At 57.5% G+C, this 18,602-nt stretch carries 21 protein-coding genes; 16 read left to right on the top strand and 5 right to left on the bottom strand.

Annotation, left to right across the window (positions count from 1 at the left end):
• Nucleotides 1–11 precede the first annotated feature (11 nt).
• Nucleotides 12–1,622 carry a BCCT family transporter gene (locus ABVF61_RS27455; RefSeq protein ID WP_353996798.1) on the top strand — a complete coding sequence of 537 codons (1,611 nt, stop codon included), beginning with the start codon at nt 12–14 and terminating at the stop codon, nt 1,620–1,622.
• Between the two features lie 93 nt (nt 1,623–1,715).
• On the opposite strand, the gene ABVF61_RS27460 is transcribed toward ABVF61_RS27455, so the two are convergent.
• Nucleotides 1,716–2,732: a 1-aminocyclopropane-1-carboxylate deaminase gene (locus ABVF61_RS27460; RefSeq protein ID WP_353996799.1), complete on the bottom strand. Its 1,017-nt coding sequence runs from the start codon at nt 2,730–2,732 to the stop codon at nt 1,716–1,718.
• Nucleotides 2,733–2,888: 156 nt separating this feature from the next.
• Between ABVF61_RS27460 and ABVF61_RS27465 the strand changes: the two genes are divergently transcribed.
• Entirely contained in the window at nt 2,889–3,353 is a 465-nt protein-coding gene (locus ABVF61_RS27465) for an Lrp/AsnC family transcriptional regulator (RefSeq protein ID WP_353996800.1), read from the top strand.
• Between the two features lie 112 nt (nt 3,354–3,465).
• On the opposite strand, the gene ABVF61_RS27470 is transcribed toward ABVF61_RS27465, so the two are convergent.
• Nucleotides 3,466–4,122 (bottom strand): VPLPA-CTERM sorting domain-containing protein, encoded by a 657-nt coding sequence (locus ABVF61_RS27470; RefSeq protein ID WP_353996801.1) that lies wholly within the window; start codon nt 4,120–4,122, stop codon nt 3,466–3,468.
• 389 nt (nt 4,123–4,511) lie between these two features.
• Here ABVF61_RS27470 and ABVF61_RS27475 point away from each other — a divergent pair, with 389 nt between their 5' ends.
• A complete protein-coding gene (locus ABVF61_RS27475; RefSeq protein ID WP_353996802.1) occupies nt 4,512–5,354 on the top strand; it encodes a LytTR family DNA-binding domain-containing protein in 843 nt (280 codons plus the stop codon).
• 91 nt (nt 5,355–5,445) lie between these two features.
• On the opposite strand, the gene phnF is transcribed toward ABVF61_RS27475, so the two are convergent.
• Entirely contained in the window at nt 5,446–6,186 is a 741-nt protein-coding gene (gene phnF, locus ABVF61_RS27480) for a phosphonate metabolism transcriptional regulator PhnF (RefSeq protein ID WP_353996803.1), read from the bottom strand.
• A 130-nt stretch (nt 6,187–6,316) separates the two neighbouring features.
• Between phnF and phnG the strand changes: the two genes are divergently transcribed.
• The 9 genes from phnG to phnN all read left to right on the top strand — a co-directional run bounded on the left by phnG (nt 6,317) and on the right by phnN (nt 13,572).
• Nucleotides 6,317–6,802 carry a phosphonate C-P lyase system protein PhnG gene (gene phnG / locus ABVF61_RS27485; protein WP_353996804.1) on the top strand — a complete coding sequence of 162 codons (486 nt, stop codon included), beginning with the start codon at nt 6,317–6,319 and terminating at the stop codon, nt 6,800–6,802.
• A complete protein-coding gene (phnH, locus tag ABVF61_RS27490) occupies nt 6,802–7,443 on the top strand; it encodes a phosphonate C-P lyase system protein PhnH (RefSeq protein ID WP_353996805.1) in 642 nt (213 codons plus the stop codon). Before phnG ends, phnH begins: the two co-directional genes overlap by 1 nt.
• Before the next feature lie 3 nt (nt 7,444–7,446).
• Nucleotides 7,447–8,571: a carbon-phosphorus lyase complex subunit gene (locus tag ABVF61_RS27495; RefSeq protein ID WP_353996806.1), complete on the top strand. Its 1,125-nt coding sequence runs from the start codon at nt 7,447–7,449 to the stop codon at nt 8,569–8,571.
• A complete protein-coding gene (locus tag ABVF61_RS27500; RefSeq protein ID WP_353996807.1) occupies nt 8,568–9,497 on the top strand; it encodes an alpha-D-ribose 1-methylphosphonate 5-phosphate C-P-lyase PhnJ in 930 nt (309 codons plus the stop codon). The genes ABVF61_RS27495 and ABVF61_RS27500 overlap by 4 nt, the downstream gene beginning before the upstream one ends.
• Nucleotides 9,494–10,282, top strand: a complete 789-nt coding sequence (phnK, locus tag ABVF61_RS27505) for a phosphonate C-P lyase system protein PhnK (RefSeq protein ID WP_353996808.1) — start codon at nt 9,494–9,496, stop codon at nt 10,280–10,282. Before ABVF61_RS27500 ends, phnK begins: the two co-directional genes overlap by 4 nt.
• A gap of 15 nt (nt 10,283–10,297) precedes the next feature.
• On the top strand, nt 10,298–11,002 hold the full coding sequence (gene phnL / locus ABVF61_RS27510) for a phosphonate C-P lyase system protein PhnL (RefSeq protein WP_353996809.1): 705 nt from the start codon (nt 10,298–10,300) through the stop codon (nt 11,000–11,002).
• 107 nt (nt 11,003–11,109) lie between these two features.
• On the top strand, nt 11,110–11,859 hold the full coding sequence (locus ABVF61_RS27515; RefSeq protein WP_353996810.1) for a DUF1045 domain-containing protein: 750 nt from the start codon (nt 11,110–11,112) through the stop codon (nt 11,857–11,859).
• Nucleotides 11,856–13,001 carry an alpha-D-ribose 1-methylphosphonate 5-triphosphate diphosphatase gene (locus tag ABVF61_RS27520; RefSeq protein WP_353996811.1) on the top strand — a complete coding sequence of 382 codons (1,146 nt, stop codon included), beginning with the start codon at nt 11,856–11,858 and terminating at the stop codon, nt 12,999–13,001. The genes ABVF61_RS27515 and ABVF61_RS27520 overlap by 4 nt, the downstream gene beginning before the upstream one ends.
• The gene (gene phnN / locus ABVF61_RS27525; RefSeq protein ID WP_353996812.1) at nt 12,994–13,572 is read left to right on the top strand and encodes a phosphonate metabolism protein/1,5-bisphosphokinase (PRPP-forming) PhnN; all 579 of its coding nucleotides are present in this window, start codon (nt 12,994–12,996) and stop codon (nt 13,570–13,572) included. The genes ABVF61_RS27520 and phnN overlap by 8 nt, the downstream gene beginning before the upstream one ends.
• A 53-nt stretch (nt 13,573–13,625) precedes the next feature.
• On the opposite strand, the gene ABVF61_RS27530 is transcribed toward phnN, so the two are convergent.
• On the bottom strand, nt 13,626–14,417 hold the full coding sequence (locus ABVF61_RS27530) for a ChbG/HpnK family deacetylase (RefSeq protein ID WP_353996813.1): 792 nt from the start codon (nt 14,415–14,417) through the stop codon (nt 13,626–13,628).
• Nucleotides 14,418–14,777: 360 nt separating this feature from the next.
• On the opposite strand from ABVF61_RS27530, the gene ABVF61_RS27535 reads away from it, so the two are divergent.
• Nucleotides 14,778–15,611, top strand: coding sequence for a hypothetical protein (locus ABVF61_RS27535; RefSeq protein ID WP_353996814.1), 834 nt, complete (start codon nt 14,778–14,780; stop codon nt 15,609–15,611).
• A gap of 70 nt (nt 15,612–15,681) precedes the next feature.
• Here ABVF61_RS27535 and ABVF61_RS27540 read toward each other — a convergent pair whose 3' ends face one another.
• Nucleotides 15,682–16,002, bottom strand: coding sequence for an ArsR/SmtB family transcription factor (locus ABVF61_RS27540; protein ID WP_353996815.1), 321 nt, complete (start codon nt 16,000–16,002; stop codon nt 15,682–15,684).
• 56 nt (nt 16,003–16,058) lie between these two features.
• Between ABVF61_RS27540 and ABVF61_RS27545 the strand changes: the two genes are divergently transcribed.
• The 3 genes from ABVF61_RS27545 (at nt 16,059) to ABVF61_RS27555 (ending at nt 18,600) form a co-directional block, all read left to right on the top strand.
• Complete coding sequence (locus ABVF61_RS27545; protein WP_353996816.1) at nt 16,059–16,868, top strand: alpha/beta fold hydrolase; 810 nt, start codon at nt 16,059–16,061, stop codon at nt 16,866–16,868.
• Between the two features lie 308 nt (nt 16,869–17,176).
• A complete protein-coding gene (locus ABVF61_RS27550) occupies nt 17,177–17,545 on the top strand; it encodes a group I truncated hemoglobin (RefSeq protein ID WP_353996817.1) in 369 nt (122 codons plus the stop codon).
• On the top strand, nt 17,542–18,600 hold the full coding sequence (locus ABVF61_RS27555; protein ID WP_353996818.1) for an adenylate/guanylate cyclase domain-containing protein: 1,059 nt from the start codon (nt 17,542–17,544) through the stop codon (nt 18,598–18,600). The genes ABVF61_RS27550 and ABVF61_RS27555 overlap by 4 nt, the downstream gene beginning before the upstream one ends.
• Nucleotides 18,601–18,602 lie beyond the last annotated feature (2 nt).

An 18,602-nucleotide genomic window follows, 5' to 3' on the forward strand; every position in this document is an offset into this window, starting at 1 on the left:
CAGGAGGGGACATGTCTGACTCGTCTGAAACCAAGAAAATGCTGGATCCGGATCCCCGGGTCTGGGATTTCGAAACCGAGTATGAACTCGGCCAGGACAATATTCGCCCGTTTGGTCTGGATCTTCACAATCCCGTCTTTCTGATTTCGAGCATCCTGATCGCGGCTTTTGTCCTGATCGCGCTCGCCAACCAGGAAGCTGCCGCTGCGTTCTTCGGGTGGTTGAGGCCGTGGCTGACCAGCACATTCGACTGGTTCCTTGTCCTGTCGGTGAATGCAATCACGCTTTTCTGCCTGGCGCTGATCGTTCTGCCGGTCGGATCCGTGCGGATCGGCGGCAAGGATGCCAAGCCTGACTATTCCTATGCCGGCTGGATCGCAATGATGTTTGCCGCCGGCATCGGCATCGGGCTGTTGTTTTTCGGCGTACTTGAGCCGGTCTACTACAACTTCGCCGAAAGCGGCGGTGCGAGTCCGCTTGGCGTCGACATCACGCAGCCCGGAAACGAGTATGTTGGCGTGGTTGGAACCATTCACCACTGGGGCCTTGAGGGCTGGGCGATTTACGCCGCGGTCGGACTGTCGCTTGCGATATTCGCCTACAATCTCGGTTTGCCGCTGACCCTGCGGTCTGCATTCTATCCTTTGCTCGGCGAACGTGTTTGGGGGTGGTGGGGCCATGCGATCGATACACTTGCCGTTTTCGCGACCTTGTTCGGTCTGACCACCTCACTGGGTCTTGGCGCACAACAGGTAGCCGCAGGTCTTTACGAGGTCTTCGGCATCGAGCCTACTCCGACGGTGACGGTTCTGCTTATCATCTTCATTACCGCAATCGCTCTCGGTTCGGTTCTTCTCGGCATGGACGCCGGTGTGAAGAGACTGTCGGAAATCAACATGATCATGGCCGTCGGGCTGTTCATCTTCGTAATCCTTGTGACCGGGGTCGGCGTCGCAATCTCGCGCTACTTCTCCGTCATGACCGACTACATTATGATGTTACCAGCGCTATCGAACCCGTTCGGGCGAGAGGATACGAGCTTCTTCCACGGCTGGACGACGTTCTACTGGGCCTGGTGGATCGCCTGGTCGCCCTTCGTCGGCATGTTCATCGCTCGCATCTCAAAAGGCCGGACAGTGCGCGAATTCGTGCTCTGCGCATTGATCGCGCCAACGGCAGTCTGCGCCCTCTGGATGTCGACCTTCGGCGGCGCGGCCATCGATATGCTGAACGCGGGCGGTGCAGAAGGCGTGCGCGCGACGGTGATTGATGCCTACAAGCCGGAAGGAGCCCTCTTTGGCTTCCTGAAGGAACTGCCGTTCTACCAGATCGTCGCACCGATCTCGCTGCTGCTGATCATCATCTTCTTCGTCACGTCGTCGGACTCCGGTTCGCTGGTGATCGACACGATCACCGCTGGCGGAAAGATGGATGCGCCCGTTATCCAGCGCATCTTCTGGTGCACACTGGAAGGCCTGGTGGCTATTGCGCTGCTGCTCGGTGGCGGGCTTTCGGCTCTCCAGGGGGCGGCGGTATCGACCGGCATACCGTTCACGGTTGTCGTGCTGGTCATGTGCTACTGCCTGTGGCTCGCCCTCAGGGCGGAACGCGCCAAACTTTGACCTTGTGAAATTGGACAGCGGACGGACCATCCGTCCGCTGTCTGCCTTTCTTCCCGTTCAGACAGCAGTGTCCTGCGGCTTACAATCGGACAATCACCCATCCTTGTAGTAGTAGCTGTAGCCATTGAGCGCAGGCGCACCGCCCAGATGTGCGTAAAGGACCTTTGAGCCTGCGGGTATCTCCCCTTTCCTGACTAGATCGATCATCCCTTGCATCGACTTGCCCTCATAGACCGGATCCGTGATCATCGCTTCCGTCCTGGCGGCCAACCGGATTGCATCGTTGGTTTCCTCCGAAGGAACGCCATAAGCCGGATAGGCGTAGTCGGGGTTGATGACGATTTCCGCATCTGAAACCGCACGACCCAATCCGACCAGGTCAGCGGTGTTGTCAACGATCTCCCTGACCTGCGCGCGTGTCTGTTCGAGCGTTCCCGACGCATCGATCCCGATCACCTTCTCAGCCCTGTCCTGTGCAGCAAAGCCGACGATCATACCGGCCTGGGTGGAGCCGGTGACGACGCACACGATGATGTAGTCGAACCGGAAGCCAAGCTCAGCTTCCTGAGCTTTCACCTCTTCGGCGAACGCCACGTATCCAAGCCCGCCAAACTTGTGAACGGAAGCTCCGGCCGGAATACCATATGGCGTTCCGCCCGCATCCCGGACAGATTGCATCGCATTTTCCCAGCTCTTGCGGATGCCGATATCGAAACCGTCATCGACAAGCCGGGAATCGGCCCCCATCAGCCGTGTCAGAAGGATGTTGCCGACACGGTCATAAACAGCATCAAAATGGGGCACCCATTTCTCCTGCACCACAACACATTTCATGCCGATTTTCGCCGCGGCGGCGGCGACCATTCGTGTGTGGTTCGACTGCACGCCCCCGATTGAAACCAGCGTGTCGGCACCGGAGGCAATGGCATCGGGAATGATGTATTCCAGTTTGCGGAGCTTGTTTCCGCCATACGCCAGGCCGGAGTTGCAATCCTCGCGCTTGGCATAAATCTGGACCTCTCCACCAAGTGCATTCGTCAGACGTGGCAGGTGCTCAATCGGTGTCGGCCCAAAGGTCAACGGATAGCGTTCAAATCGGTCGAGATTCATGAGTGCATGCCTTGTTGTTTGAGACGGCCCAAGGCTGACAGAAAATTTACCGAAGGTGCTTTCAATTTGGACACAAAAAATTACAATATATTCGGAGAAATTCATTATTAATATTAATTTAATACGTCTTGATTTGCTTTTTTGAAAGGATCTTTCATGACAGGGAACCTGGACAGAACTGACAGGAAAATCGTGAAGCTCCTGCAGGAAGACGGCAGACTTTCAAATGCCGAGCTTGCAGAACGTGTCAACGTCAGTCCGGCAACATGTCACCGGCGGACACAGCGCCTGTTCGATGAAGGTGTCATTGGATCAGTGCGCGCCATGGTCAATCCGGAAATGGTGGATCGGGCCGCGCTTGTCATTGTCGGCGTCGTTCTGGATCGCTCGACACCGCAAAGCTTTGCGGAATTCGAGAATGCCGTTGAGGCCCTGAATTTCGTCTTGGATTGCCACCTGGTTGCCGGCGACTTCGACTATTTCCTGAAAATCAGAGTAAAGGACATGGCGGATTTCAACAAGCTGCACGGCGACAAACTGATTGCATTACCGGGCGTCCGTCAGACGCGTACCTTTTTTGTGATGAAGGAAGTCACGGATAATGCGCCGCTGCCTTTCTAGATCGAGACACGATGGATCTGGCGTCAACACTTGTCCAGAAAACCTGCATACCAGACAAATGCGCCCGCTCTGTGGGTTGAACGGGCGCTGAGTGCATCGACCTGGATCGGGATCAGGTCTTTTTACGGCGGCGAAGACCGGCAACGCCGCCGAGCGCACCCAAGAGAAGCAGCCCGCTGGCCGGTAGCGGCACCGCTGAAACCGGGCCAGGTGTGTAGTCAACAGTCAGCCTTGCAGCAGCCCAGTCCTGGTTCTCCAGGGAAGCGATCTGAAAGGAAGCAAAGCTGTCCGTTTCGAACCTGACGCTCAACAAATCCCCCAACAAAGCCGTTGTGAACATGTTCAGGTCCGTAAAGGCGATCATCGTGACATCGCCCGGCGACCCACCCGTGGAAACGCTGGTGTCCGCAACCTGGTCACCGGCAGCATCGAAATCTGAAACTGTGACTGTACCGTCTCCCAAATAGGCAAACAGATCCACTTCTGCGCTGTTTCCGAGGTTTGAAACGAACCGGGTATTGGTCCATTCAAAGGCGACTGAATTGATCGTCGCGTTGTCGTCAATCCCCGCGAGATTGAACTCGAAAATTCCATTGAAAATATTCCCGCCCGATTGCGATACCGAAACCGTGGTGTCGCTGGTGTTCACGGTGTCTCCACCGAAAGTTTGCACCCAGCCATCATCGACCGTGTTGATCGTCATTGTCGCGGCGGACAGGGATGTCGGAAATATCAGCGCTGCCAGTGTTGCAAATATGTGTTTTTTCATGATGCGATTCTCACATTCTGTTTTGGAAATCAGCTAAAGAAACCAGCTGGTTTTGAACTCAAGGAGTGTGCGGAGATTTGTCCTCTGGCTCGCGGTTCAAAGGAATCCGTTTCGCCGTCGCTTGCGCGATATGGGTTTGACGCGTGGTGAAACTCAGCAAACGCAAAAGTTGCTTCCACTTCAATTTCAACACCCCCTATCGCTTCCACCCAAGCTGCTGCCTGATCGAAATCGATTCGCCCCGGCGCTTGATTTTTCGTCCGGCGCACATCAATCTTCTCCGATTGGAACAAGCGCAGATAACTAATCCAGAAAGTTCGTGCTTACGGAACGGTGTCTGCGTGAAAACGTTGAGAAATTTTGAATTAATTCGCAGAGACCAATTCGCGATGCGTGAAATTGACGTAGTTTTTGATCCCGAAAGGAAGCTTTTTCTCTATTTTGGCATAACCTTTATTGCCATAGGCGTCGGCCCGTTCGGAACCTATGAGACCATGACCTTGTGGCAGCGGGCGGTTTTCTGGAGCCTGGATATTCTAGGTTGTGCGCTGATCGTCGTACCGATCCTGCACGTTTTCTATTTCAGCCGTCTCGCAGGCAACATTCCGTCCTTTCCGCGATTTGTCCTGGGGATCGCGTTAGCCGCGCTGCCGGCTGCTGGCTACATATCCGTTCTCTATGGAATGGTCGGTGACAGGCTTGAGATAACGACGCCCTATCCGCTGCTTTATGTGCAGGTCACGATTTTCTCGATCTTGCTTCTTCTGACCGAATTCGTTCTCTGGCCTGCTTTGTTTGGCAACCGGCAGGAAAAGCGCAGCGCTACCGATGAAGACGTTTCCGAAGCTGCTGAAGCAGCACCGGCCACTCTTGCGCACAAGCAGTTGGAGGACGCATCACTGCCCCTGATGTCGCGACTGCCTCACAATGTGCGACAGGGGTCCGTTGTGTCGATTTCGATGCAGGATCACTATGCAGAGGTCACATTGACGACGGGAAAGGCATTGATCCTCATGCGCTTGAGTGACGCCATCGACCTTCTTGAAGGGTATCCCGGCGTGCGCGTGCATCGCTCGCATTGGGTGGCACAACAATTTCTGACGGCGATTGAAAGACGCGACAGGGGGTACCGTGCTGTGCTCGAGGACGGTCGGGACCTTCCCGTCAGCGCAACCTATCTTGAGGCAGCGCGCCAGCAGCTTGTTTCCGGTGCCGGGGTCGAACCTGTCTAGCCAAACCTTGTGGTTCGGCCGCGGATGCAATTTCTCCTGCAACGCGTAAAGTCGCAGCAAGCGACGCTCGGAAACCCGCAGGTTACCGTGATCAGATTTCCCCGTTCACCACAAGCTGGATCCGGTCTGCAGCGGCCCTCGCGCGAGTGTACTGTATCGGCTTACCGGACATGTCGAGATTGACGCTTTCCACCACCATGACCGGCTGGCCCAGCGGGATACCAAGCTGTTGCGCATCCCTGGCGTCCACAAGCTCAGCGGTTATGCGTGACTCCTTACGTCGATAATCGTCGATCCCGGCTTTTTGCAAGGCCTTCGTGATCGACCCGCTTTCAGCATAGTCGGCAACGAAATTCGGTACCCGTGACTGCTCGAACCAGCCTGTCCCGACGATCATCGGAATGCCGTCTGCAACACGCAGCGTTTCAAGCCGGATGAGCATGGTTCCAAGCGGCAGTTCAAGCTGCTGTGCAAGCAAGGCATCGGCTTCCTCCAGCGCTGAACCGATCAGCCGTCCGCTTGGCGATCTGTCCTGCCCGGAAACAATTTCCGAAAACCGTGTTCGCGGCCCAATGGGATAATTCAAAGGTGCGGACGCGACAAAGGTGCCACGGCCCTGATCTGCCCTGAGCACGCCTTCCGCAGTCAGCGCCGCAATGGCCCGCCGCACCGTGTGACGGTTCACGCCAAAGCGCACGGCAAGCTCCGCCTCCGGTGGCAGACGGCTACCTTCTTCAAACCTGCCGCTGACAATTTCCGCCTTCAGCGTTTCCATGATCTGGCGCCAGACGGCAATGCCTGCGCTGCGGTCGAGAATGGTGTTTTTCGTCATGCGCTCGTCATCAAATTTCAGTACCAAAGAGTCAACTGGATTATTTGTATAGACAAATAGACAATTCGGCGGTAGAGGAAATGTGTTTTCGACACTCTCTCTAGTGACCGCCAAACCAAAGGCGCAACTCATGACCGAAACCAGCACTCCTGAAGGCACCTCCAATCCCACGGCCGGTGCCCAACTCGAACGCCGGAAAATCATGGCAACGCTTGCTGCTGCCGCCCCCGATGCCGTCGCCGAGAAGTTCCATACCCTCGAAGCGGCAGACTACGAGCTCGTGCGCCAGCCCGAGACCGGCCTCGTCATGGTGCGTGGACGCATGGGTGGCACCGGCAACCCCTTCAATCTTGGCGAAGTAACGGTAACCCGTTGCGTCGTTCGTCTTGCAACGGGTGAAACCGGGAGCTCCTACAGCCTCGGACGCAACAAGGAAAAGGCGCTTCACGCTGCTCTGATCGATGCCCGCTGGCAGCGCGACGAAGATCGTGTGCGGATCGAACAGAACATCATTGCACCTCTTGCGGAAGCTCATGCGGCCGCCGGCGATACAGTGAAAGAGGAAACCGAAGCGACAAAGGTCAACTTCTTCACGATGGTGCGGGGAGACAACTGATGGACACGAGCGTTTCAGCATCCGTTCAAAATGGAGGAAGCGCGCCGCTTTCAGCCGGCTTCCTCGACCCCGTTCACGACGCACAGGCCTGTTTTCGGGCCATCATGAGCGTGATGGCACGTCCGGGTACACGCCAAAAACTTGTGTTGTGCGCGGAAAACCCGCCCGAACCGCTGACCCCGGCAGCGGCCGCCATTGCCCTGACACTCTTCGACTACGATACCCCGGTCTGGCTGGACCGGCCGCTCATGCAATCCGAAGCGGTGAAAGCCTTCCTTCGCTTTCACACAGGAGCGCCTATCCTGTCAGAGCCTGTCGAGGCTGCGTTTGCGCTCTTGAGCGAACCACAATCGATGATCCCGCTGGCGAGCTTCAACCAGGGCTCGGCCGAGTACCCTGACCAATCGACAACGGTCATTCTCACCGGACAGACTTTCGGCAAGGCTCAGGCTGTCACGCTCGCAGGTCCCGGCATCAAGGACACTACCGCCTTCAGCACTGGCCCGACACCACCCGTTTTCTGGGATCAGGTCGTTTCGAACAACCGCCTGTTTCCCCGTGGTGTCGATCTGATTTTCGCAGGCACGACAGAGGTCGCGGCACTGCCCCGCTCCACCCGCATCACGCTCACGGAGGCCTGAGCCATGTATGTTGCCGTCAAAGGTGGCGAAACCGCTATCCGAAACGCTCACAAGCTGCTCGCCAAACGCCGCCGGGGCGACACGTCGGTGCCCGCGCTGACGCTGGAGCAGATCGCTGAGCAGCTGTCCCATTCCGTCGCCCGCGTGATGGGCGAGGGCTCACTCTACGACGAAACTCTTGCGGCGCTTGCCATCAAGCAGGCGCGCGGTGACCTGATCGAGGCCGCGTTTCTGATGCGGGCGTACCGGACCACTTTGCCTCGGTTCGGGTACAGCCAACCGGTGGACACCGCCAGAATGCTGGTGGAGCGCCGGATTTCAGCCACCTACAAGGACCTGCCGGGCGGCCAGGTGCTCGGCCCGACATTCGACTACAGCCACAGGCTGCTCGACTTCACGCTCGCCGCGGAAGCGGACGGTGCCGAAATGCCTGTTGAAACGGCAGAAGCGCACGACGACGCCATGCCCCGCGTGACCGACCTGCTCGGTGACGAAGGCCTTATGGAACCGGACCCGATCACCGATGAGGATGCGCCTGTCGGCGATCTCACGCGTGAACCGCTTGCCTTTCCAGCGGATCGCGACCTTCGGCTACAGAACCTTGCGCGTGGCGATGAGGGTTTCCTGCTGGCACTCGCCTACTCCACCCAGCGCGGTTACGGGCGGACCCACCCTTTTGCCGGTGAAATCCGCTATGGCGAGGTGGAAGTCGAGTTCTTCGCAGAAGAACTGGGGTTTGCCGTAACGCTCGGGACAATCAAGGTCACCGAGTGCCAGATGGTCAACCAGTTCAAGGGGTCTTCAAAAGCCGCACCGACCTTTACGCGCGGCTACGGCCTCGTCTTCGGCCAGGTCGAGCGCAAGGCCATGTCGATGGCCATGGTCGACCGGTCCATGCGCTGGCAGGAGCTTGGTGAAGAACAGTCTGCGCCGGCCCAGGACGTCGAATTCGTCCTCTCGCATTCCGACAATATCCAGGCGACCGGTTTCGTCGAACACCTGAAACTGCCCCACTATGTCGACTTCCAGGCTGAACTCGATCTTGTCCGCAGGATGCGGGCGGAGTGGTTCGAAAAGCGCGACCAGATCCCGGATGAAAAAGCCGCTGCCCAGGAGGCTGCAGAATGAATGATACGGCTCAGATCTACGATCAGGGCGAATACAATTTCGCCTATCTGGACGAACAGACAAAGCGCATGATCCGCAGGGCTATTCTGAAAGGGATCGCAATACCCGGTTATCAGGTGCCCTTTGCATCCCGTGAAATGCCGATGCCCTATGGCTGGGGAACAGGCGGCGTCCAGGTGACGGCCGCGGTCCTCGGGAAGGACGATTGCCTTAAGATGATCGACCAGGGCTCCGATGACACGACCAACGCAGTGTCCCTGCGCGGTTTCTTTGAAAAGACGGCAGGTGTCCGGACGACATACGAAACCTCCGAGGCGACGGTCATCCAGACACGGCACCGCATCCCGGAGAAAACGCTTACCGAAGACCAGATCCTGGTGTTCCAGGTGCCGATCCCTGAACCGCTTCGTTTTCTGGAACCGCGCGAAACCGAGACCCGCAAGATGCATGCACTGGAGGACTATGGCCTTATGCATGTGAAGCTCTACGAGGACATAGCGAAAAACGGGCATATTGCCACCACCTATGCGTACCCGGTGAAGGTCAATGACCGCTACGTGATGGATCCCTCGCCCACGCCGAAATTCGACAATCCTAAGATCGATGAAATGGCTGCGCTGCAGCTTTACGGTGCCGGCCGAGAAAAACGCATTTATGCGATCCCGCCCTATACGAAGGTGAAAAGCCTCGACTTCGAAGACTATCCCTTCGAGGTTCAGAAGTTTGACAAACCCTGTGCGCTTTGCGGCGCGGAACATGTCTATCTCGACGAGGTGATCCTCGATGACAAAGGCGGGCGGATGTTCGTCTGCTCCGACAGTGACCACTGCGAGGAACGCCGCGCACAAGGTCACACCGGACCGATGGCGGCCAATCCGGCCGCGGCCCAGATTACCGAAAAGAACCAGAGGGAAACGACCCGATGAACACGATTCAATCGGACGAACCGCTTCTGCAGGTTCATAACGTCACCCGCTACTACGGCGACCGGGTCGGTTGCTTAGACGTCTCCTTTGACCTGTGGCCGGGCGAAGTGCTTGCGATCGTGGGGGAAAGCGGCTCCGGCAAGACCACATTGCTCAACTGCCTGTCGACACGGCTCGCGCCGACAGCTGGTGCCATCGAGTACCGGATGCGCGACGGCGCCATGCGCAATCTTTACCAGCTGACGGAAGCAGAACGCCGCCTCTTGATGCGCACCGACTGGGGCTTTGTGCACCAGAATGCCGCCGACGGACTGCGCATGAATGTGTCCGCCGGGGCAAATGTGGGCGAGCGGCTGATGGCAGTCGGCCAACGGCACTACGGCAATATCCGCTCCACTGCTGACGATTGGCTTGGCCGCGTCGAGATTGAAAGCGACCGGATAGATGACGACCCCCGCTCCTTTTCAGGCGGCATGCGCCAGCGGCTCCAGATCGCCCGTAACCTCGTGACGCATCCTCGGCTGGTGTTCATGGACGAGCCCACCGGCGGCCTTGACGTGTCGGTGCAGGCACGGTTGCTCGACCTGTTACGGCGGCTTGTGTCCGATCTCGGACTGTCGGTCGTGATCGTGACCCATGACCTTGCCGTTGCCCGGCTGCTCTCGCACCGGATCATGGTGATGCGGCACGGCTATGTAATCGAAGCCGGCCTGACCGATCAGGTGCTCGACGATCCGCGCGAGCCCTACTCACAACTTCTTGTGTCCTCCATCCTTCAAGTCTGAGAGGAGCAACCAATCATGCCTGTTCGTCTTTATCTCAACAATGTCGGCAAGTCCTTCACCATGCATCTGCAGGGTGGCACGATCATACCGGTCGTCGACAAAGTGGAATTTTCCGTGAACGCCGGGGAATGCGTCGTTCTGGGCGGTCCGTCCGGCGCCGGCAAGAGCTCCATTTTGAAAATGATCTACGGAAATTATCGCTGCGATCAGGGCCAGATCCTGGTCACCATTGACGACGAGATCATCAACGTCGCCGACGCCGAGCCCCGCAAAGTCCTGCAATTGCGTGAAGACACGATAGGCTATGTCAGCCAGTTCCTCAGGACAATCCCGCGCGTGTCGGCCGAGGACGTCGTGGCAGAGCCACTGGTTGCCCAGGGTGAAAGCGAGGAAGCCGCCGTTGAAAAGGCACGTTCGCTCCTTGCCCGCCTGAATGTTCCTGAACGGCTGTGGACGCTGCCACCCGCGACCTTTTCGGGCGGTGAGCAGCAAAGGGTCAATATTGCCCGCGGATTTATCGCACACTATCCGATCCTGCTTCTCGATGAGCCGACCGCCTCACTCGATGCTGCCAACCGGGCCGTGGTGGTTCGTCTTGTGCAGGAAAAGAAGGAACAGGGCGTTGCTATGGTCGGCATTCTGCACGATCAGGATGTCAGGGAGGAAATCGCCGATCGCATCATCGATGTGACCGCTTTTGCCGCAGACGCGGCCGCCTGACCGACTTTGACAAGGAAACGGTTGCAGGCAGGTTCAAACTGTCACAGAACAGTCACGGCCTGCCTTTAGAGCCTGTTGCCTCCCTCGACTGAACCTCTGGTACCGAAATGCGTTACGCCCTCTACTTTGCTGCCGATGCGGACGATCTTCTGATGCGGCTCGGGAATGCCTGGCTGGGCCGGGACCCGTTTACCGGGACATCCCTCACGCAACCGAGTGTAGCGGAAATTGATCCGGAGCGTTTTTACGCGCTGACCGACAGTCCGCGCCGCTACGGATTTCACGGCACCCTCAAGGCGCCGTTTCACTTGCAGGCGAACGCTGCCGAAGCGGACCTGGTTCAGGCCTGCAAGGACTTTGCACAGACGGCATCACCCTTTGACGTCCGGAGCCTTGGCGTCAACCGGCTCGGCAAATTCCTTGCCCTGACGCCCAACGAGAATGAACCGGGGCTGGCTGCCTTTGCGTCAGAATGCGTCCGGCGTTTCGAGGGTTTTCGCGCGCCGCTTTCACAGGCGGACATCGAGCGCCGCCGCAAGAGCGGCCTGACGGCAAAACAGGATAGCTATCTGACCGAGTGGGGGTACCCCTACATCTTCGACGAGTTCCGCTTCCATATGACCCTCTCCATCAAGCTGGAGAACACGGAGGAAGCCGATAGGATCAAGGCCGCGGCTGAACGGCATTTCGCGGAGGTTACCGGCCGGCCGCGTACCTGCCGGTCCTTCGCCCTTTACGTCGAACCGGAGCGGGGCGCACCGTTCGACGTTCATACCGTTTTTCAGCTCACAGGGACGCAGGCCGAGAGCTCGGCTGAAGGCAATTCTGGCCGCCCGGCCGCCGAGGAGAATGCATGAGTACGCATCTGAAAGTCTTCAAGAACGCGAAACTTGTCCTTGCCGAAGAGGTCATCAATGGTTCCTTGAGCGTGAACTCATCTGGCGCGATCGAAGCAATCGAAACGCCGAGCAACGTCGAAGGTCACGACTGTGAAGGCGACTTTCTCCTGCCCGGTCTTGTTGAGCTGCACACGGACCACCTGGAAACCCATTACGCCCCGCGTCCGAAAGTGCGCTGGAACACCGTTTCGGCGGTGCAGGCACATGATGCCCAGATTGCGTGTGCCGGCATCACCACCGTTTTCGACGCGCTGCGCGTTGGAATGGATGAAGACGCCGACCTGCGCTACTCGGACATGCGCGCGCTTGCCGATGCCATCGAAACGGGACAGCGTGAACACCGACTGCGCGCTGACCATTTCATTCACCTGCGCTGCGAAGTCTCCGCCCCCGATGTGCTGAGCGCTTTCGAGGTGTTCCAGGATGACGAGAGCATTCGCCTGATTTCACTGATGGACCACACACCGGGCCAAAGACAGTTCGTCTCGCTCGATTCCTACAAAATCTATTACCAGGGCAAGAAAGGCTTCACCGACGCCGAGATGGACGAATTCATACGTCGGCGGCAAGCCCGCGCTGGCGGACTTGCACCCGACAACCGGCAGAAACTTTCCGCGCTCGCACGCGATCGCGACATCGCCATTGCCAGCCATGATGACGCGACACTTGAGCATGTCGACGAAGCGATCGGACTGGGCACGAAAATCGCCGAATTTCCGACCACAATCGAGGCGGCGAAGGCCTCTCACGAGGCCGGCATGGCCGTCCTCATGGGAGCCCCCAACGTGGTTCGTGGTGGATCGCACTCCGGAAACGTATCGGCGAAAGAACTCGCCGAAGCGGGTTATCTCGACGTGCTTTCCTCCGACTACGTTCCGGTCTCGCTCATCCAGGCGGCTTTCCAGCTCGCGGACGAAATCGAGACCATCGACCTTCCCAAGGCGGTCGCCACGGTCACATCCAGTCCGGCCCGTGCAATCGGGCTGACCGATCGCGGCATTCTGGCTCCGGGTCTGCGCGCTGACCTCATCCAGGTGAAGCTTGTCGGCAGTGTGCCGATCGTACGCGGCGTCTGGCGCGAGGGCAGGCGCGTTGCCTGAAGCCGGCGGAGCATTCCAGGAGAAGATCGGCCCTGGCCGAATGGTGCTTGTGGTCGGACCAAGCGGTGCCGGCAAGGACACCTTGATGTCCGCGCTTCAGCTCAAGCTGGCGGAGAGGACCGAAGTCCTCTTCGCCCGCCGCGCCATCACCCGCCGCGCCGACCCGAATGCTGAAGATCATGCGACGCTTACGCGCGAGGAGTTCGATCGGCTGGTCGAACGGGGTGAGACCGCCTTGTCCTGGGAGGCGCATGGCCTTGGCTATGTCATTCCGAAGACCTATGACGATCATATAAAGGCCGGAAGCACCGTCATCGCCAACGGATCGCGCCGCGTCCTGGCACATGCATCGGAAAAATACCAGACAGCCGTAGTGCTGTTGATTACGGCACCGGTCGAGGTGCTTGCGGAGCGCCTTGCTGCCCGCGGACGGGAAAGCAGAGACGATATCGAACAGCGCCTGAGACGGGCAGACCTAGAACCGCAGGACGTCCCGAACCTTTATCGGATCGAAAACACAGGCACGGTGGAACAGGGTGTAGCTGCAATGATCCGGGCATTGGATCTCTAACCTGAAATAGGCCCTATCTGAGGGCAGCCTCTCCTCGTTTATGCAGGAATAATTCAGAGCTCCCGGTAGCTTATCAGCTCAATCCCATGCTGCTTGATTGCATTGGCCAGATCGGGATTGGTGAGCATTTCCAGACAACTCACGCGATCTGCTTCCACGTCTTCATAGCCGATATGCCCCAACGCAGATGCATCGCTGCCAGCAACGGCAGGATGGTCAATAAAAATATGGGTTCCCGGCGACAATTCACAGAGTTGCTGGACGAAGGCATTGCTCCTGTAGGTCGCTTCACGCGGATGCGCCGGGTAGGGTGAGAACCGTGGAACGCCGTGTCCGAATGGATCGTCGATCAGTCCGAATTCTTCGCACAGCTCGGCGATAGCTTCTCCCAGTCTGGGGTCGAAATCCGAAAAATGCCTCACCATGTGCGAGCTGATGTGAGAGGCATTTGAAAACAGCTTCACGCCCAGTTCGATTTGAGCGCGGAACTCACGCACGATATCGTCGATCGACCAGCGCCTGTCGACCAGACTGGGTCGAGGGTCTCCCTCCCTCGGCATCAGCAACGGCAGAAAGTATCCCGCCTCATCGACGAGGCTTGCCGCGTATGTCAAAGGGCGCCATTTCACGGCATTCCATTCGCTGGTCAAGGTCAGGTGGATGCCGATGTCGATTGCGGTGCGCGCGTTGAAGAGCGCCGCCGCATGGGGGACCCAGGCGCACGGCATCATGACCTCGACACTGCGTGCCGGCCCTGCCGAACAGGCGCGCAGACACCCAAGGTTCGATGCCAGGCTGGAGCCAGCATCATCCGCGCGTATGAGCAATCTCGTTTTTTCCGGCATTCGATGACCTGTTTGTGTTGGCAGTGCCGATCAAAGCACAAGGCATTGCCGCCGTCAGTTGCCGCATACGCCAAAAATTGTCGCGGCCAGAGCTTTCAGATCGGTCTGGGAACGCGGGCCCGCAGGTGCAGCGGACGCATGCTGCCTATCTGCATCCGCGCAACACCTTCGTGCATCCTTGCCTCTAATGCTGAACCTGGAAATGTGGTAGATTCGCCCGCTTGACCGCACTGATTTTAACCAGGGCAATTTTTCTGTCCTGAACGGCGGCCAGTCTCACGGCCTGCATATCAGGCAACGTGCGCCGTATTCGCTGATCGGACCCCGACCGGTCGCAACAACAATTGATGGAGAACTATTTTGGCTGAAGCATTTAACCTGCCTTACGAATATGTCGATCTGCTCACAAATCCAGGCCTGCCGACCTCGGCTGGCCCGGTCGCACTTAATCAGTATCTGTGCAAGGACCGCGGCAACGGCGGCAATGACAGTGCACACAGCTTTTACAAGAACTTTCGCTGGATCAAAAACGAGGTGGGCGAAAACCTCAACAGGCATGTCGGTGGCAGGGCGATTGACCTTGCATTGAAGGGACAGGGTAACGACGAGGCCTTTCTCAAGATCTGGAATTTCATGCTGAAGCACAAGGATCTGCTCGACAAGTACAAGGTTGAAGTCTGCGGGCGCGCCAACAAGGACGGCACCAAGGATGTCGAGGAAAAGGGCAAGATCAAAAGACTCTACTTTGACAAGATGTCAGACCGCGCCGCCCTGCAGGCAATGGTTCAGGACCGCTTTTTCGGCATGGATTGCATTGGGTTTGTAGCGAATTTCCTGATCTGGGTCGGCGAATGGGACAAGTATTACGGCGTGTCGCCGCGCAAGTACCCGCAACACGTCTGCAAGATCAACATCGACGATGTCAGCGAAGTCAAGCCGCTGGACTTCATGGTCTGGGGTGGTCACGTCGCAATCGTGGATTGGGTCTGGGAACAGATCGATGAAAAGCGGGTCCGTATCGACATGTGCCAGAGTTCCAGTGGCGGTCCCCAGTGCAATGAGTGGGTGATCCTGCGTCAGACCAATGGCAAGGGCATCAACGGCGGCCGCGAATTCATGATTGACGGCGGAACGCCGGCACCGCCGGTGCGCGGACATTTGACGATCTGGCGCCGCGAAGGTTTCTGGTACTAACGATCAAAATGCACATGATCATACCGGAATGGACGCGCCGGGGCTTTTAAGGGTCTCGGCGCGAACCCATTTAAACGTCTCTGATTTTCAGGCTCTCTTTCAGCCAGTTGGCGTAATCCGCCAGCGCGGCTTCATTCCGCAGACAATACGTCCATTTCTGCTGCCTCTTGGCGGAAAGGAATCCCGCGCGCTTTAGCAGCTCGATATGCCGGCTCATTGTCGGCTGGCTGACGCCGAAATGCTCTGCAATCAACTGAACACACACACCGCTCTCTTCAGGATCCGCTGATTCCTGGTGTCCAAAATGCTCCATCGGCCGGTCGAGAATACGGAGAATCTCTATCCGGGTCTCGTTGGCGAGCGCTTTTATTTGATCTTCACGGAGAGGCATATTATAGTCATATAGCTATTTTGCTAATTATAAATCTCTGAATGCGAGTCGGATCGATGCTGCACTTGAATGAACGGTTTTCCTTCAACGGTCAATCCGTGGCCTGGGGATCGATAGGAGAAGGCGAGCCGATCGTCCTTGTGCACGGCTTCCCCTGGTCGGCTCAGGCATGGCGCTCGATCGCGCCGTGGTTGGCGCGCACCCGCAAGGTCTTTTACTTCGACATGTTGGGAACGGGCCTGTCTGAAAAAAGCGCTTCACAGAATGTAACCGAGTCGGTGCAAAGCGACCTCCTGGAGCACCTGATCGGTCACTGGCAACTGGAACGGCCGCACGTGGTCGGCCACGATTTCGGCGGCCTGGCGGTGTTGCGCGGGCATTTCGTGAATGGCATCGACTACAGCAAACTGCATCTGGTGAATGCCGTCGCCGTATTACCGTCCGGTTCCCCGTTCTTTGCCCATGTCGCGCAACATGAACCGGCGTTCGCCGGAATGCCCGACTACGCCCATGAAGCCCTTTTTCGAGCTTACATTCAGGCGGCGGCCCACTACCCGCTTCGCGAGGACACAGTCAGGATGTACCTCAAACCCTGGTCCGGCGAGATCGGCAAACCGGCCTTCTACCGCCAGATCGCACAGGCGGACGTCCGAAACATCGCACAGGCACAACAACTCTACAAGCCGACAGACTTTGACGTTCATATGATCTGGGGAACGCGCGACACATTCATTCCGGAGCAACAAGGCCGAGAAGTCCAGGAGTTGCTCAAAGCTGCCAGTTTCACGCCGATCGAGGATGCTGCACATCTCGTCCATGAAGACGCACCGGCTGCTCTGCTGGGTGCTCTGCAGCAGCACCTTTGAAAAATTCTTGCCCCGGCACGGCACGCCCCGGAAAGACAGGTTCGTTCTAAAGTTCCCGGCGGCAGTGCGCTTCAATGCCTTCTTCAAACATTTGCCGACAGGTTGGTTGAGCTTGCGATTGCTCAGTCGGTGAAGCCTTTTGCCGTAATGTCAGTTTAAAACGGGCAAAGCAAACACCCGCTTCTGATGAATAAATAGGCAGGGTCAAAATTTCGCTGGAGACAATCCAAAACGCTTTTCTTTACGTGCGCTGTCGCCTAGTCTTCCATTTCTACATTGGAATTATCTAGCATTTGAGTTTCGCTGAAATGTCCAAGGCGCTTTTTGATAAATACGGCGGCTTTAAATCTGTTAGCCGGATTGTAATGGACTTCTACGACAAGGTACTCGACTCTGATCAGATCGGCGACTATTTCGATGGCATTGATCTGCCGAAGCTGATCGATCATCAGACCAAATTCATCGCGGCGCTTTTGGGCGGCCCTGTCTCTTATTCCGATGATCGCCTGAAGCGCGCGCATGCATCCCTTGATCTCAGCCATGAAGACTTTGACGAGGTCAGCCGGTTGCTGAGCGAGACGCTCGCAGAGCATGATTTCGCGCCGCACGACATCGATACCGTGATGTCCGAGATTGAGTCCCGACGAACCAGTATCCTCTCGATTGGCAGACCATGAGCATCACGGCGATCAACCAGCAGCTTCTGCGCGCCATCGGCGTGGGCATCGCCGTTGTTCGCGGTGATGATCTCCAGTTTCTGTTCAGCAATGGACCATTTTCAGATTGGTTCGGAAAACCCGAAGCCGGCTCCGCGCTGACCGATGTGCTGCAGGATATTGATATTGACCGGGTCCGGGAAGCGTTGAGCGAGTCAGGCCGGTTTTCAGGCGAGATTTCTGTCAAGCTGAAGCGCCGCACCCTTGTGATCGCCATATCCATTTCCCGCACCGATGAAGACACGGACGACTTCTTCGTGGTCGAATGCCAGAACATAACGCGCATTCGGGAGCTGGAGTCGATGATCGACAGCTATTCGTCGATGGTCGAGCGGAACACGCGCGAACTTGAGCGTGAGAAGGAACGCGTTGAGCGGCTTCTGTTGAACCTGATGCCACGCACGGTCTACGAGGAGTTCAAGACATTCGGAGTCGTGACACCCCAGCTCTACGAAAGCGTGTCGGTTGTCATGCTGGATTTTGTCGACTTTACCCGCTTCGCCGCAAATCATGATCCCACGGTAACACTTGGAGAGCTGAACGACATTTTCACCGCATTCGACCGGATCGCCGAGCAATTCGGCTGTGAGAGAATCAAGACTATTGGTGATGCTTACCTTGCGGTCGCCGGCATGCCGGAACCCTCACCGGATCATATGCGCGCAGTAGCCAATTGCGCCGTGCGCTTTATCCGCTATCTGGAAAGGCGCAACCAGAGCCACCAGTACAAATGGCAGGCGCGTATCGGGCTGGGAACCGGCTCGGCGGTCGGTTCCGTCGTCGGCATCCAGAAATATGTCTACGACGTCTTTGGTTCGGCGGTAAACCTTGCTGCACGGCTGCAGGCATTTGCAAATCCGATGTGCGTTGTGGCGCCAGACTCCATGAAGGAATTTCTGGTCGAGGAGTTTCATCTGGACGATCTCGGCAAACAGGAGGTCCGCAGCTTCGGCGAAATGCGCCTGATGCGGGTCAGCCCCGGCATTGAGCTGGCGCGCAAGGCCGGCCGGTTTTAACC

This window comes from Roseibium sp. HPY-6, assembly GCF_040530035.1.
Taxonomy (GTDB): Bacteria; Pseudomonadota; Alphaproteobacteria; order Rhizobiales; family Stappiaceae; genus Roseibium.